The 14,735-nt window shown below is 68.5% G+C and carries 14 protein-coding genes; 7 read left to right on the top strand and 7 right to left on the bottom strand.

Annotated elements, in window-relative coordinates:
* Position 1: 1 nt before the first annotated feature.
* Together pcaG and QM789_RS19370 are read left to right on the top strand one after the other, a co-directional pair.
* Positions 2–601, top strand: coding sequence for a protocatechuate 3,4-dioxygenase subunit alpha (gene pcaG, locus QM789_RS19375; RefSeq protein WP_420353488.1), 600 nt, complete (start codon positions 2–4; stop codon positions 599–601).
* Between the two features lie 53 nt (positions 602–654).
* Positions 655–1,668, top strand: coding sequence for a 3-carboxy-cis,cis-muconate cycloisomerase (locus QM789_RS19370; RefSeq protein ID WP_420353487.1), 1,014 nt, complete (start codon positions 655–657; stop codon positions 1,666–1,668).
* On the opposite strand, the gene QM789_RS19365 is transcribed toward QM789_RS19370, so the two are convergent.
* The 4 genes from QM789_RS19365 to QM789_RS19350 are packed head-to-tail and all read right to left on the bottom strand — an operon-like array spanning position 1,665 to position 5,751.
* Positions 1,665–3,185: an acyl-CoA dehydrogenase family protein gene (locus QM789_RS19365; protein WP_420353486.1), complete on the bottom strand. Its 1,521-nt coding sequence runs from the start codon at positions 3,183–3,185 to the stop codon at positions 1,665–1,667. The genes QM789_RS19370 and QM789_RS19365 overlap by 4 nt on opposite strands.
* A complete protein-coding gene (locus tag QM789_RS19360) occupies positions 3,182–4,063 on the bottom strand; it encodes an amidohydrolase family protein (RefSeq protein ID WP_420353485.1) in 882 nt (293 codons plus the stop codon). The genes QM789_RS19365 and QM789_RS19360 overlap by 4 nt, the downstream gene beginning before the upstream one ends.
* A complete protein-coding gene (gene mhpT / locus QM789_RS19355) occupies positions 4,060–5,256 on the bottom strand; it encodes a 3-(3-hydroxy-phenyl)propionate transporter MhpT (protein ID WP_420353484.1) in 1,197 nt (398 codons plus the stop codon). The genes QM789_RS19360 and mhpT overlap by 4 nt, the downstream gene beginning before the upstream one ends.
* A 45-nt stretch (positions 5,257–5,301) precedes the next feature.
* Entirely contained in the window at positions 5,302–5,751 is a 450-nt protein-coding gene (locus tag QM789_RS19350; protein ID WP_420353483.1) for a MarR family winged helix-turn-helix transcriptional regulator, read from the bottom strand.
* 129 nt (positions 5,752–5,880) lie between these two features.
* On the opposite strand from QM789_RS19350, the gene QM789_RS19345 reads away from it, so the two are divergent.
* Genes QM789_RS19345 through QM789_RS19335 form a run of 3 tightly spaced genes read left to right on the top strand, consistent with a single transcriptional unit; the run spans position 5,881 to position 9,696 of the window.
* Positions 5,881–7,341 (top strand): aldehyde dehydrogenase, encoded by a 1,461-nt coding sequence (locus tag QM789_RS19345; RefSeq protein ID WP_420353482.1) that lies wholly within the window; start codon positions 5,881–5,883, stop codon positions 7,339–7,341.
* A gap of 30 nt (positions 7,342–7,371) precedes the next feature.
* Positions 7,372–8,199 carry a p-hydroxycinnamoyl CoA hydratase/lyase gene (locus QM789_RS19340; protein WP_420353481.1) on the top strand — a complete coding sequence of 276 codons (828 nt, stop codon included), beginning with the start codon at positions 7,372–7,374 and terminating at the stop codon, positions 8,197–8,199.
* A 21-nt stretch (positions 8,200–8,220) separates the two neighbouring features.
* A complete protein-coding gene (locus QM789_RS19335; RefSeq protein WP_420353480.1) occupies positions 8,221–9,696 on the top strand; it encodes an AMP-binding protein in 1,476 nt (491 codons plus the stop codon).
* 33 nt (positions 9,697–9,729) lie between these two features.
* Here the strand turns inward: QM789_RS19335 and pcaF are convergent, their stop codons facing one another.
* The 3 genes from pcaF to QM789_RS19320 are packed head-to-tail and all read right to left on the bottom strand — an operon-like array spanning position 9,730 to position 12,321.
* On the bottom strand, positions 9,730–10,929 hold the full coding sequence (gene pcaF / locus QM789_RS19330) for a 3-oxoadipyl-CoA thiolase (protein WP_420353479.1): 1,200 nt from the start codon (positions 10,927–10,929) through the stop codon (positions 9,730–9,732).
* A 1-nt stretch (position 10,930) separates the two neighbouring features.
* Positions 10,931–11,602, bottom strand: a complete 672-nt coding sequence (locus tag QM789_RS19325) for a 3-oxoacid CoA-transferase subunit B (protein WP_420353478.1) — start codon at positions 11,600–11,602, stop codon at positions 10,931–10,933.
* Positions 11,599–12,321 carry a 3-oxoacid CoA-transferase subunit A gene (locus QM789_RS19320; protein ID WP_420353477.1) on the bottom strand — a complete coding sequence of 241 codons (723 nt, stop codon included), beginning with the start codon at positions 12,319–12,321 and terminating at the stop codon, positions 11,599–11,601. The genes QM789_RS19325 and QM789_RS19320 overlap by 4 nt, the downstream gene beginning before the upstream one ends.
* Before the next feature lie 103 nt (positions 12,322–12,424).
* Here QM789_RS19320 and QM789_RS19315 point away from each other — a divergent pair, with 103 nt between their 5' ends.
* Entirely contained in the window at positions 12,425–13,183 is a 759-nt protein-coding gene (locus QM789_RS19315) for an IclR family transcriptional regulator domain-containing protein (protein WP_420353476.1), read from the top strand.
* Between the two features lie 226 nt (positions 13,184–13,409).
* A complete protein-coding gene (locus QM789_RS19310) occupies positions 13,410–14,732 on the top strand; it encodes an MFS transporter (protein WP_420353475.1) in 1,323 nt (440 codons plus the stop codon).
* The last annotated feature ends 3 nt before the right edge of the window (positions 14,733–14,735 follow it).

Here is a 14,735-nt window from a genome sequence, read left to right as displayed (position 1 = left end):
GATGGTCCAACCGCTGAACTACCTGCCCGAAACCGCGTCGCAGACCGCCGGGCCCTATGTCCACATCGGCCTGATGCCGACCTATGCGGGCAACCCGGGCTATTACCACGAAGAGATCGGCGTTTCGCCGATTGCCGACGGCGCGCAGGGCACCGTGATCGAGATCGTCGGCTCCGTCTATGACGGCACCGGCTGGGCGCTGCGCGATGCGCTGATCGAAAGCTGGCAGGCCGATGCCGCCGGGATCTTTCCGGGGCAGGCAGGCGCCAACCCCGCCGTTTCCGGCCTGTGCCGGTTCGCGGCGGATGCGGTGACGGGGGAATTCACCCTGCGCACGGTCAAGCCGGGCCGGGTGCCCTCGCGCTATGGCAAGGCGTTCGCGCCGCATATCGCGCTTTGGGTCGTGGCGCGGGGCATCAACATCGGCCTTCAGACCCGGATCTATTTCGAGGACGAGGATAATTCCACGGACCCGCTGCTCGCCCGGATCGAGCAGCGTCCCCGGGTAGACACCCTGATCGCGAAGAAGATCGGCGAGAACAGATACCGTTTCGACATCCGCCTTCAGGGTGAGGGCGAAACGGTGTTCCTCGACATCTGAACGGGTTAGACGGGCGGTGCGGGCACGCGCCGCCCTTTTCACGGGACAAGACCATGACCGACGTTTTCGATCACCCCTGGCTTGGCGGGCTGTTCGCCGATCCGGATATGGGCGCGCTGTGGTCACCCGAGGCGCAACTGTCCGGCATGCGCGCCTTCGAGGCCGCGTGGAGCCGGGCGCTTGGCCAAGACAATTCAGAGGCCGCGGCGCGCGCGATCGAGGCGATGGAGTTCGACCTTGCCGATCTGCGCGCGGGCACGGCGCAGGATGGCGTCGTCGTGCCCCGGCTGGTCGCGCAGATGAAGGCCGCGGCGGGCGCGCCCGTCCACAAGGGCGCCACTTCGCAAGACGTGATCGACAGCGCGACCGCGCTTGCGATGCGCGACACGCTGGCCCTGCTCGACACCCGCCTTGCCGCGCTGGTCGAGGCGCTGACCGATCTGGACATGCGCTTTGGCACCCGGCCCCTGATGGGGCGGACGCGGATGCAGGCGGCGACGGAAATCACCGTGCATGACCGGATCGCGCCCTGGCTGCTGCCGCTGCTGACCCATCGGCACCGGCTGGCGGAACTGCGCCCCCGGGTGGCGGTGGTGCAGATCGGCGGGGCCTCGGGCGACCGCGCGGGGCTGAGGCCCGGGATGGTCGAGGATGTTGCCGCCGCGCTCGGCCTTGGCGCGCCGCCGCGCGCCTGGCATGCGATGCGGGACGGGGTGGCGGAATTCGCCGGGTTCCTGTCGCTGGTCAGCGGCACTCTGGGCAAGATCGGGCAGGATATCGCGCTGATGGCGCAACAGGGGATTTCCGAAATCGCGCTTTCGGGCGGCGGCGGATCCTCGGCGATGCCGCACAAGCAGAACCCGGTCGGGGCGGAGCTTCTGGTCACGCTGGCGCGGTTCAACGCGGTGCAGCTATCGGCGGTGCATCTGGCGCTGGTGCATGAACAGGAACGCTCCGGCACGGCCTGGGCGCTCGAATGGATGGTGCTGCCGCAGATGGCGCAGGCGACGGGCCGCGCCCTTGTCGTGGCGCGGACCCTTGCCGGTCAGGTGCAGCGGATGGGCTAGGCGCGTAGCGCCAGCCCGACCATCTCCGCATGAAACCGCATCCGGATCGGGTGCAGCCCGGCCTCGCGCGCGGCGAGCCGGTCGAACCGGCCCGAGGCCGCGATCCGGTGCCAGACCACCGCCAGCGCCGCCTCCGCCGTCAGCCGCATGAAGGCATCGGCCGCCGCCACCGGGTCTTCGACCGCCAGCATCCGCGCCCGCACCTCCTGCCACAGGGCCAGCGTCTCGGGCCGTTCAGCAAGGAACGCGGCAAAGGCATCCGTCCGGCGCAGCAGCCGCGTGGCCAGCGTGATCGCCTGAATGCCGTTCGTGCCCTCGTAGATCGCGCAGATCCGGGCATCGCGCAGCACCTGCTCCATCCGGTATTCGCGCAGGTAGCCGTAGCCGCCCAGAACCTGAACCCCCAGGTTCGCCGCCGTGATCCCCGCCTCGGTGCAGGTGAACTTGCACAGCGGGGTCAGGACATCGACCAGCTCCGGCCGTTCGCCGAGCTCCAGCTCCACCAGTGCCAGCTGCGCCAGCCCCCGCCCGCCAAGCGCCAGCGCCGCCATATCGTCCAGCATCCGCCGCACGTCGGGGTGCTGGTCGATGGTCAGGCCGCGCCCCTGCCGCCGGGTGGCCGCATAGGCGGTGGCGATCCGCCCGGCGCGGGTGGCATGGGCCACGCCCTGCAACGCGACATCGAGCCGGGCGTGGTTCATCATGGTGAACATCACCCGCAGCCCCTCGCCTTCCTCCCCCAGCAGGTCGCCCGGCGCGGCATCGAACAGCATCTGGCAGGTGGGCGAGCCGTGCAGGCCCATCTTCTCCTCGATCCGCGTCACCGTGACCGGCAGCCGGTTGCCCGCGTCGTCATGCGAGGGGATCAGGAACAGGCTCAGCCCCTTTACCCCCGCGCCGCCGGTCCGCGCCAGAACCAGATGCAGGATGCGCGGCGTCAGATCCTGATCGCCGCCGGAAATGAAGATCTTTTCGCCGGTGATCCGCCCGCCCTCGGCCCGGGTGCGCAGCGCGGAGAGGTCCGACCCCGCCCCGGGTTCGGTGAGCGCCATCGTCGCCAGCCACGCGCCCGAGGCCAGCCGGGGCAGCCACAGCGCCTTTTGCGCCGCCGTCCCGAAGGTGGCGATGGTGCGCGCCGCCGCCGGAACCAGCCCGGCCACCATCTGCAACGCATGCGAGGCCCCGGCGAAAATCTCGGTCACCGCGCCCGCAACCGGGCCGGGCATGCCCTGCCCGCCCGCCTCTTCGGGCAGGGTCAGCGCGGGCCAGCCCTGCGCGGCGAAATCGGCATAGGCCGCAACCAGTGGCCCGGGCATCCGCACCCGCCCGCCATCGAGCACACAGCCCAGACGGTCGGCGGCCTCATCCGCCGGGGCAATCGCGCTTTCGGCCAGGCGCGCGAACTGGGTGACGATCTCGCGCACCAGGTCGGCATCCCAACCGGGCAGGCGCCCCGCCCCGGCCACATGGTCGAGCGAAAACAGGATCTCCTCAACGGGCGCTTCAAACGGGATCATGCGGCCTCCTTCAGCCCGAGCAGCCGGGCGGCATTGTCTTTGAGGATCATCGGGCGCACGGCATCGCGGATCGGCAGATCGGCGAATTCCGCAAGCCAGCCCTCGGGCGCGATCATCGGCCAGTCCGAGCCGAACAGCACCCGGTCCTTCAGCAGCGTGTTCGCGTATTGGATCAGGATCGGCGGGAAGTATTTCGGCCGCCAGCCCGAAAGGTCGATCCAGACGTTCGGCTTGTGCACCGCCACCGCCAGCGCCTCCTCCTGCCAGGGGAAGGAGGGATGCGCGGCGATGATCTGCATGTCCGGGAAATCCGCCGCGACATCATCCAGATACATCGGGTTCGAGTATTTCAGCCGCATGCCGTTGCCGCCCCGCATGCCCGCGCCCACCCCGGTCTGCCCGGTGTGGAGCAGCGCGGGCACCCCGGCCTCGGCGATGGCTTCGTACAGCGGCCAGGCCATGCGGTCGTTGGGGTAGAAGCCCTGCATCGTCGGGTGGAACTTGAAGCCCCGGATGCCGTGCTCCGCCACCAGCCGCCGTGCCTCGCGCGCGCCCATCCGGCCCCGCGCCGGGTCGATCGAGCCGAAGGGGATCAGGATATCGGCGTGACGGGCGGCGGCCTCGGCCACCTCCTCGTTGCGATAACGCCGGTAGCCGGTCTCGCGCTCCGCATCGACGGGGAAGATCACCGCCGCGATCCGTTGCGCGCGGTAATGCGCGGCCGTTTCGTCGATGGTCGGCGGGTGGCGCCAGGGCGCGCGGAAATGGCGCGCCATGGTGGCCTGAAGCGCGTCATAGCCATCATCGGCATGACAGCCGCAGGGCTCTTCGGCATGGGTGTGAAAGTCGATCGCGCGCAGCGCCGCAAGGTCGATCATCGCCCACCCCGCCGCGCCAGAAGCAGCACCGTGAACAGCCCGGCGGCCAGCGTGATCGGCACCATGATATACATGATGTCGGACGAACTCGCCCCCGCCGCGACCAGCGCCCCCGCCAGAAGCGGCCCCGCGATCGAGCCGAGCCGCCCCACCGCCACCGCGACGCCCACACCGGTGCCCCGGATCGCCAGCGGATAACACTGCGGCGCCACGCCATAAAGGATCGCCTGCACGCACAGGATCGCACCCCCCACCAGCGCCCCGCCCAGCAGCATGAAGCCAAGGCTCGCGGGCAGCATGCCGAGGATCAGCAGCGCCCCCGCCGCCGCCGCAAAGCACAGCGCCACCGGGCCGAGCGGGTTGCGCCGGTCCAGCATCTGCCCGCCGATCAGCCCGCCCAGAACGCCGCCGATGTTGAACAGCACCTGCACCAGCGAGGCTTCGTTCTTCGCCAGCCCGCGCGACACCAGAAGCTGCGGCATCCAGTTCAGCAGCAGATAGACCACCACCAGACCGAGGAAGAACGACAGCCACAGCACCGCCGTCGTCATCAGCGTGCCGGGCGCGAACACCTCGGCCAGCGCGGCGGTCGAGGATTTCTTCTCCGTCTTCGGCACGGTCAGCGGCGGCAGCAGGAACTGCACGAAGGGCACGATGATCAGCGGAAGCAGCCCGCCGACGATGAAGATCGTGTGCCAGTCGTCGCCATGCAGCCCCGTCATCGCCACGCCCGAAGCGACCGCGCCACCCAGCGGAACCCCCGCATACATGACCGCCACCGCCCGGCCCCGGCGGCTGGGCTCGACCGCCTCCGCCGCGATGTTGACGAGGTTCGGGAAAGCGCCGCCAAGGCCCACGCCGGTCAGGAAGCGGATCACCACAAGCTGCTCGAAGGTGCTGACCATGGCGGTCGCGAGCGAGAACACCCCGAAGGTCACCAGCGACACCACCAGCCCCGCGCGCCGCCCCCGGGCATCGGCGATGCGCCCGCCGATCAGCGCGCCGAAGATCAGCCCGAAGGTCGCCGCCGAGAAGAACAGCCCGATCTGCTGCGGGCTGAGGCCGAAGGCCGGCGCCAGTTTCGGCACCGCGACCCCCGCCGATTGCAGATCAAAGCCCTCGATCACCGCGGCCAGACAGACGAGCGCAAGCGCCCGCCCCCCGCCGCGGCGGGGTTCAGTTGCGAATTCCATGTTGTCCTCCCTGAGCGGGTCTCCCGTCCCGCGAAAGCGCCGGGGTCAGCCCCCGTCGTGCTGCCACAGCTTCGCCAGCAGGCGGCGAAGCTCCTCGCGCTCGCCCGGCGTGAACCGGGAAAGCATGGTCTCCTCATGCGCGGCGATCCGCGCGATCGCCTGCGCGGCCTGTTCCGCGCCGGTGGGCGTGGGGAACAGGCGCTGAACGCGGTTGTCCGCCGGGTCGGCCTCGCGCAGGAACAGCCCGCGCTTTTCCAGATCGGCGAGGATCGGCGCGATATTCGCGCGCTGGATGCCAAGGGCACGGCAGATCTCCGCCGCGCTGATTCCCGGCTGCTCGACAATGGCGAACAGGACCGACATCGGCACCGTGCGCAGCCCCGCCGGTTCCAGCGCCGCCACCGCCCCCTGAAGATCGAAAACCGAAGCGCGGCGAAGGTGATAGCCGATCAGATCCTGAAGCCGCACGGGCTTTGCGGGTGTCTGGATGGTCATGGAATCCCCCTCGGGCCGGTTTCTGGTTGCCTCCGTGATAATGCTATACAGCATAGCAGTCAATCGCTATGCTTCATAGCATACGGACAGCTCGCCGATTCGCGCAGGCGGGCCGAAGGGAGGAGAGACATGACCCATATCAGCATGAAAATCGCGGGCGCGGCCTGCCCCGCGTCCGACGGGCGGGTGTTCCGCCGCCTGAACCCGATCAGCGGTGCTCTCGCGTCAGAGGCCCCGGCCGCGACGGTGGCTGACGCCGTTGCGGCGGCGGATGCGGCGGATGCGGCGGCGGCGGCCTTCCCGGGCTGGGCCGCGCTCGGGCCGAATGCGCGGCGCGCGGTGCTGCTCAGGGCCGCCGATGCGCTGGCCGCGAAGGGCGACGCCTTTGCGGCGGCGATGGCCGAGGAAACCGGCGCGACCGAGATGTGGGCGCGCTTCAACGTGATGATCGCGGCGGCGATGCTGCGCGAGGCCGCCGCGCTGACAACGCAGGTCGCGGGGGAGGTGATCCCGTCGGACAAGCCGGGCTGCCTTTCGATGGGCCTGCGCGAACCGGTGGGGGTGGTGCTGGGCATCGCGCCCTGGAATGCGCCGGTGATCCTGGGCGTGCGGGCCCTGGCGACGCCCCTGGCCTGCGGCAATGGCGTGGTGTTCAAGGGATCCGAGATCTGCCCGCGCACCCATGCGCTGATCGTCGAGGCGCTGGACGAAGGCGGCCTGCCTCCGGGCCTTGTCAGTTTTGTCACCAATGCGCCCGAGGATGCGGGCGAAATCGTCGGCGCGCTGGTCGATCACCCGGCGGTGCGGCGGATCAACTTCACCGGCTCGACCAGGGTCGGACGGATCATCGCCGAACGCGCGGCGCGGGTGCTGAAACCCTGCCTGCTGGAACTGGGCGGCAAGGCGCCCTTCGTGGTGCTGAAGGATGCCGACCTTGACGAGGCGGTGAAGGCCGCGATCTTCGGCGCCTTCTTCAATCAGGGCCAGATCTGCATGTCCACCGAGCGGATCATCCTCGCCCCGGAAATCGCCGATGACTTCGTGACCCGCTTCACCGCCCGGGCGGCGGCGCTCAAGGCCGGGGATCCGCGCGAGGGCACGGCGCCGCTTGGCGCGGTGGTCGATACCCTGACCGTTCAGAAGGTCACCGCGCTGATCGAGGACGCCCGGGCGAAGGGCGCGACCCTCCATTCCGCGGGTGCCGCCGAGGGCGTGCTGATGCCCGCGCAGGTGCTGGACCATGTGACCGAAGACATGCGCATCGCGACCGAGGAGAGCTTCGGCCCGGTCGTCGCGATCTTCCGCGCCACCGATGAGGAGGACGCGATCCGGCTGGCGAATGCCACGGACTACGGCCTTTCGGCGGCGGTGTTTTCGCGCGACATCCCCCGCGCGCTGAGCGTGGCGAAGCGGATCCGCTCCGGCATCTGCCACATCAACGGCCCCACCGTGCATGACGAGGCGCAGATGCCCTTCGGCGGCACGAAGGACTCCGGTTATGGCCGGTTCGGCGGCAAGGCGGGGATCGCCGAATTCACCGAACTGCGCTGGATCACCATCGAAACGCAGCCGGGCCACTACCCGCTGTAACCCATTTCCCATACCGCAAAGGAGGCCCCGATGGCCAACGATCACGATACCGTCGCCTATGACGTGCAGGACGGCATTGCCTGGCTGCGCTTCAACCGCCCCGACAAGCGCAACGCCATGTCCCCCACGCTGAACCGCGAGATGATGGCGGCGCTCGATGACCTCGAATTCCGCGATGACGTCGGCGTGCTGGTGCTGACCGGCGAGGGCGCGGCCTGGACGGCGGGCATGGACCTGAAGGAATATTTCCGCGAAACCGAGGCGCAGGGCCTCAGGGGCACCCGCAAGGCGCAGCGCGAATCCTACGGCTGGTGGCGACGGCTGCGCTGGTATCAGAAGCCGACGATCGCGATGGTGAACGGCTGGTGCTTCGGCGGCGGCTATGGCCCGCTGTTCGCCTGTGACCTGGCCTTCTGCGCCGACGAGGCGAAGTTCGGGCTGTCGGAAATCAACTGGGGCATCCTGCCCGGCGGCGGCGCGACCAAGGTCGCGGTGGAACTGCTGCCGTTCCGCAAGGCGATGTATCACGCCATGCTGGGCGAGCCGATCGACGGCAGGACCGCGGCGGATTGGGGGCTGGTCAATGAATCCCTGCCGCTGGCGGAGCTGAAGACCCGGGTGACGGCGGTGGCGCAGGCCCTGCTGGCAAAGAACCCCGTCGCGCTGAAGGCCACGAAGGACGCGATCCGCCGCGTCGGCACCCTGACCTATGACGAGGCCGAGGATTACCTCGTGCGCGCGCAGGAGGCGGCGAATTCCTACGACAACGAGGGCCGCAAGGAAGGCATCCGTCAGTTCATCGACGAAAAGAGCTACAAGCCCGGCCTTGGCGCCTACGACAAGTCGCGGCAGGGCTGAGGCGGGAGCAGGGAGGAGACCATGCTCGATTTCATCTCACCCGATCCGGTGGCGCTCCATGCGCGCCTCCGGCCGGAGGCGCTTGCCTGCGTCGATCTGCAAACCGGCCAGCGCTGGAGCTATCGCGCGCTGGACCGCGACATCCAGCGTGCGGTGACCGTGCTGACCGCCGAAGGCATCGGCCGGGGCGACCGGGTTGCCGCGCTGGCGAAGAATTCCGTTTATCAGATCGTCCTGCAACAGGCGCTGATGCGGCTCGGGGCGATCTTCGTGCCGCTGAACTGGCGGCTCAGCCTGCCGGAACTGGCGCGGCTGCTGGCCGATTGCACGCCCGCGCTGCTTTATGCGGATCAGGAGGCGCCGCCGGGCTGCCGCACGCTGCCCTTCGCCGGGTTCGCCGCGGCACTTGTGGCGGCGCAGCCCGCCGATCGCCCGCCGCCGCATTCGGGGCATGACACCTGCATCATCCTTTATACCTCGGGCACCTCGGGCGTGCCGAAGGGGGCGCTGCTGACCTCGCAATTCCTGCTGGCGACGGCGGTGAATTTCAACGTTCTGGGCGAGGTCGATACCGGCTGCGTCTTCCTGTGCGACAGCCCGATGTTCCATGTCATCGGCATCGTCACGCAGATCTGGCCGCCACTGCTGCGCGGCGGCACCTTCATCGTCACGCCGGGGTTCGACGCGGAAAAAACCAACGGCTGGCTGGGGTCCGATTTCGGCGTGACGCATTACTTCTGCGTGCCGCAGATGGCCGATGCGCTGCGCCATGCGCCAAACTTTGCCCCCGAACGCTGGATCCGGCTGAAGGCGCTGTTCACCGGTGGCGCGCCGAACCCGCCCGCGAATATCCGCTGGTGGCTCGACCGTGGCGTGCGGATGGTGGACGGCTACGGCATGACGGAAACCGGCACCACGCTGGGCATGCCGCTCGCGCCCGAGATCCTGCGCGAGAAGGCCGGGGCCGTCGGCCTGTGCGGGCCGCTGACCGCCGTTCGGCTGGTGGATGAGGAGGACCGCGACGTCCCCGACGGCACCCCGGGCGAGATCCTGATCTTCGGGCTGAACGTCACGCCCGGCTACTGGAACCGCCCCGAGGAACGCGCCCGCGCCTTTACCGCCGACGGCTGGATCCGCACCGGCGATGTCGGGCGGCGCGATGCGGATGGCTTCATCGCCATCGTCGACCGGCGCAAGGACATGTTCATCTCGGGCGGCGAAAACGTCTATCCGGTGGAGGTGGAAACCGCGCTGCGCGAACATCCGCAGGTGCGCGAGGCGGCGGTGATCGGCATCCCCGATGACCGCTGGGGCGAGGTGGGCCGCGCCTATGTGATCCCGATGCCGGGCGAAGCGCCCACGCCCGAGGCGCTGATGCGCCACTGCGCCGGGCTGATCGCGCGCTACAAGGTGCCGAAGGAGGTGCTGATCGTCGCCGACCTGCCCCGCACCGGATCGGGCAAGGTGATGAAGCACATCCTGCGGGAGCAGAGGTAAAGGTCGGCGCGGTCTCCCCGCGCCGACCCCGTTTCAGACCCGTTCGAGCGCGATGGCGATGCCCTGCCCGACGCCGATGCACATCGTGGACAAGGACACCCGCCCGCCGGTCTTCACCAGTTCCAGCGCCGCCGTCCCGGTGATCCGTGCGCCCGACATGCCGAGCGGATGGCCAAGCGCGATCGCGCCGCCGTTGCGGTTCACCCGCGGATCGTCATCGGCAATGCCAAGGTCGCGCAGCGTCGCCAGCCCCTGCGAGGCAAAGGCCTCGTTCAGTTCGATCACGTCCAGCTGCGCCTGCGTCAGGCCAAGCCGCGCGAGCAGCTTCTTCGACGCGGGCGCCGGGCCGATGCCCATGATCCGCGGCGGCACGCCCGCCGCCGCACCGCCAAGCACCCGCACCAGCGGCGTCAGGCCGTATTTCTTCGCCGCCGCTTCGGAGGCCACGATCAGCGCCGCCGCGCCATCGTTCACGCCCGAGGCATTCCCCGCCGTGACCGACCCGTTCGGGAACAGCGGCCGCAGCTTTGCCAGCGTTTCCAGCGTGGTCGCCCGGGGATGTTCATCGCGCGACACAACGACCGGATCGCCCTTGCGCGCCGGGATCGTGACCGGGGTGATCTCCTCGGCCAGACGCCCGTTCGCCTGCGCAGCCGCCGCATTGGTCTGCGAGCGCAGCGCCATCGCGTCCTGATCCTCGCGCGTGATGCCGAAGTCATCCGCCACGTTCTGCCCGGTCTGCGGCATGGAATCGACGCCGTATTGCGCCTTCATCAGCGGGTTGACGAAGCGCCAGCCGATGGTGGTGTCGTGGATCTCGGTCGTGCGGCTATAGGCGGTTTCGGCCTTGGGCATCACGAAGGGCGCGCGGGACATGCTCTCGACGCCGCCCGCGATCATGATCTCGGCCTCGCCCGCCTTGATCGCGCGGGCGGCGGTGATCACCGCATCCATCCCCGATCCGCACAGCCGGTTGATCGTCGTGCCCGGCACCGCGATCGGCAGACCCGCGAGCAACAGCGACATCCGCGCGACGTTGCGGTTGTCCTCGCCCGCCTGATTGGCGCAGCCGAAGATCACATCGTCAATCGCCTCCCAATCCACGCCCGGGTTGCGCGCCATCAGCGCGCGCAGCGGCACCGCCCCCAGGTCATCGGCCCGCACCGGCGCCAGCGCCCCGCCGAACCGGCCGATGGGCGTGCGGATATAGTCGCAAATGAAAACTTCGGTCATCTCACACCTCCGGAACAATCAGATCGCCCACCGGGCCATCCAGATGCAATACCGCGCCCGTCACCGCCTGCAAGGCGTCGAACGACAGCGCGGGCAGCTTTTCACGCAGCACGAAATGGCCGTCCTGAATGTCCACCACGGCAAGCGACGTATAGACCCGCGTCACGCAGCCCACCCCGGTCAGCGGCAGGGTGCAGGATTCCAGAAGTTTCGGCTTGCCGTCCTTGGTGACGTGATCGGTGATCACCGCCACACGTTTCGCGCCATGGACCAGATCCATCGCGCCACCCACCGCAGGCACGCCCTTCGGCCCGGTGGACCAGTTCGCCAGATCGCCGTTCTGCGCCACCTGATAGGCGCCCAGGATCGCCACATCCAGATGCCCGCCCCGCACCATGGCAAAGCTGTCGGCATGGTGGAAGAAGGCCGCGCCGGGTTTCAGCGTGATCGCCTTTTTCCCCGCGTTGATCAGATCCCAGTCCTCTTCGCCCGGGGCCGGTGCCTCGCCAAAGCCGAGGACGCCGTTTTCGGTATGGAACACCGCCTGACGGCCCGGCGGCTGAAACTTTGCCACCATCTCCGGGAAGCCGATGCCAAGGTTGACATAGGCGCCATCCGCGATGTCCTGCGCCGCGCGCCAGGCGATCTGCGCATTCGTGAGTTTCTGCGTCATGGGTGATGCGCTCCGGCGCGGTTGAGGGCTTCTTCCTGAGCGGGATCGGTGACTTCGACGATGCCATCGACGAAGATCCCGGGGGTGACGACATGTTCCGGGTCGATCGCGCCCGGCGCCACCGCCCGCGTGACCTGCGCGATGGTCCGCGCTCCGGCCATCGCCATGATCGGGCTGAAATTGCGCGCGGCCATCCGGTAGGTCAGGTTGCCGTAATGATCGCCGAGTTCCGCCTTGATCAGCGCGAAATCGGCCTTGAGCCAGCGCTCCATGACATAGGAGCGGCCCTCGAACACCTCGACCGGCTTGCCCTTCGCAAGGTCGGTGCCAAAGGAGGTGGGCGTGAAGAACGCCGGGATCCCCGCCCCGCCCGCGCGGATCCGTTCCGCAAGCGTGCCCTGCGGCACCAGTTCGAGTTCGATCTCTCCGGCCAGGTATTTGTCCGTGAACACCTTCGGATCGGCCGAGCGCGGGAAGGAGCAGACCATTTTCCGCACCATGCCCTGTTCGATCAGCGCGGCGATGCCGACATGTCCGTTCCCGGCGTTGTTGTTGATGATGGTCAGGTCTTTCGGGCTGCCCGTCGCCAGAAAGCGGTCGATCAGCGCGTGGATCAGTTCGATCGGCGCGCCCGAGCCGCCGAACCCGCCGATCATCACCGTGGCGCCGTCCGGGATCCCGGCGACCGCCTCGGCCAATGTGGCAATGCGTTTGTCCATGAGTTCCTCCGTCGATGGCCGGAAGCTACCCCTGCCCGCGCGCCGATCCAGCAATTTCGTGCGGATGTTGACATTTGTTCGGATCGTGTCAGATCCTGTGCGCATGTTGAACAAAACCGATACCATCGCCGCGCTGGCCAAGGGTCTGAAGGTGATCGAGGCCTTCCGCGCCGAAACGCCGCGACTCGCCATTGCCGATGTGGCCGAACGCACCGGGCTGGACCGGGCCACCGCGCGGCGCTGCCTGCTGACGCTGCATGCGCTTGGCTATGCCGATTACGACGGCAAGTTCTTTACCCTGACGCCGCGGATCCTGCGGCTGGGGATGGGGGCGCTGGCCGCGCTGCCAATGGCGCAGCTGGTGCAGCCGTGGCTTGATCAGCTGTCGGAGCGGATCGGGCAATCGACCTCGGTCGCGATCCTGGACGAGACCGAGATCGTCTATATCGCCCGCGCGGCGCAGCGGCGGGTGATGTCGATCGGGCTGCTGCCCGGCTCGCGGCTTCCGGCGCATTGCACCTCGCTCGGGCGGGTGCTGCTCGCCGCGCTGCCGGTGGCAGAGGCACGGGCGCTGATCGACCGCTCCGACCTCGCGCCGCGCACACCGCGCAGCCTGACCGATCCCGAAGACATCATGGCCCGCATCGCCGCCGCCCGCAGCGAAGGCTTCGCGCTGATTGATCAGGAGGTCGAGAGCGGGTTGCGCTCCATCGCCGTGCCGCTGTTTGCCGCGAATGGCCGGGTGGTCGCCGCGCTCAACACCGGCGTTGCCGCGGTGCAGGACGAGGCGGGCGATCTGGCCGCGCTCTACCTGCCCGCGCTGCTGCGCGTTCAGGACGGATTGCGCCGCATCCTGCGCTGATTCGCGCCCGGCCCGAAAAATTTTCCCAAGCCATTCCAATTCCCTGCTCAGGTTTATGTTGTCATCGCAACAAAACATTTGACGCAAAGGTGCAACCTGAATAGCACATAGGAAGGCGCCCAGGGGAGACGGGCGCCGGAGGATCATTCGACAAAGAGACCACACCCGCATGGCGTGCCCGCGCCATGGGCAGGATCCCTTTGTCCGGTTTTGGGGGGAGAACTTCATGGCGCATCACCTGCCGTCGGGCGCGACGGACGACATTGCCGGGCCGGGGCGCTGGACGCCGCTGCGCATCGCGGTCATCTTCATCTGCTTCGTGCTGAACGCGATTGACGGCATGGACATCGTGATCATGTCCTACATCGCGCCGGAGCTGAAATCGGCCTGGAACCTGAGCCCCGAGGCGCTTGGCACGGTGTTCTCCGCCTCGCTCGCCGGGATGGCGCTTGGCGGGCTGTTCATCGCGCCGCTGGCCGACAGGTTCGGGCGCCGGCCGCTGATCATCGCGCTTCTGTCGGTGATCACGGTGACCATGCTGATCAGCAGCCGCGCCACCAGCGTGACCGAACTGGTCATCCTGCGCGCCCTGATCGGCGTTTCGGTCGGCGCCTTTCTGGCCAGCGTAACCACCATGGCCGCCGATTTCGCCCCGCCGGGACGGCAGGCCTTCGTCGTTGCCATGGCGATCTCGGGCTATGCCTTCGGCGCGGTGGTGACCGGGCTGACGGTCGCGCATTTCCTGCCGGTCTGGGGCTGGAACGGGGCGCTGACGATGGCGGGTCTGGTGTCGCTGGTCACGCTGCCGCTGGTGATCCTGATCCTGCCGGAATCCATCGACTACCTGTCGCGGGTGCAGCCGAAGAACGCGCTCGCACGGCTGAACGCGATCCGCGCCCGGCTGGGCGAAGCGCCGATGGCCGTGCTGCCGCCGCGCGTAACGGCGCAAAAGGTCTCGGTCGGCACCATCTTCGCACAGGGCCGCACCCTGCCCACGCTGGCGCTCTGGCTCGCGATTATCATGGGTTTCATGACCTTCTATTTCCTCGTGTCCTGGATCACGCAACTGTCGGTGCAATCGGGCCTCGCGGTGGAAAACGCGATCTATGCCGGGGCGCTGTTCAACCTCGGCGGCTTTACCGGGACGCTGGTTCTTGGCACCTTCGCGCTGCGCTTCGGGTTGCAGGGGATCACCTTCACCGCCATGGTCGCGGGGGCGGTCGTGGTCGCGGCCTTCGGGCATCTGTCGGTCTCGCTCGCCGTCACGCTGTTCCTTGCCTATTGCGCGGGCTTCACCACCAATGGCGGCTTCAACTGCTTCTACGCGCTGGCGGCGGAACTTTATCCGACCGAAATCCGCTCCACCGGCATTGGCTGGGCGATGGGGATCGGGCGTCTGGGCGCGGTGATCGGGCCGCTGCTGGGGGGCGTGCTGATCGGCCAGGGGCTGAGCATCCCGAACCTGATGATGATCTACGCGATCCCGCTGGTGATCGCCGGGCTGGCGGCGCTTCTGGTGCGCGCCCGCCAACCTGCCCCCGCTGAATGAGAA

It is taken from the genome of Paenirhodobacter sp., assembly GCF_047600745.1.
Taxonomy (GTDB): domain Bacteria; phylum Pseudomonadota; class Alphaproteobacteria; order Rhodobacterales; family Rhodobacteraceae; genus Rhodobacter.
Note: the sequence above shows the minus strand (reverse complement) of the source record. Positions and strands in the feature narration are given on the sequence as shown.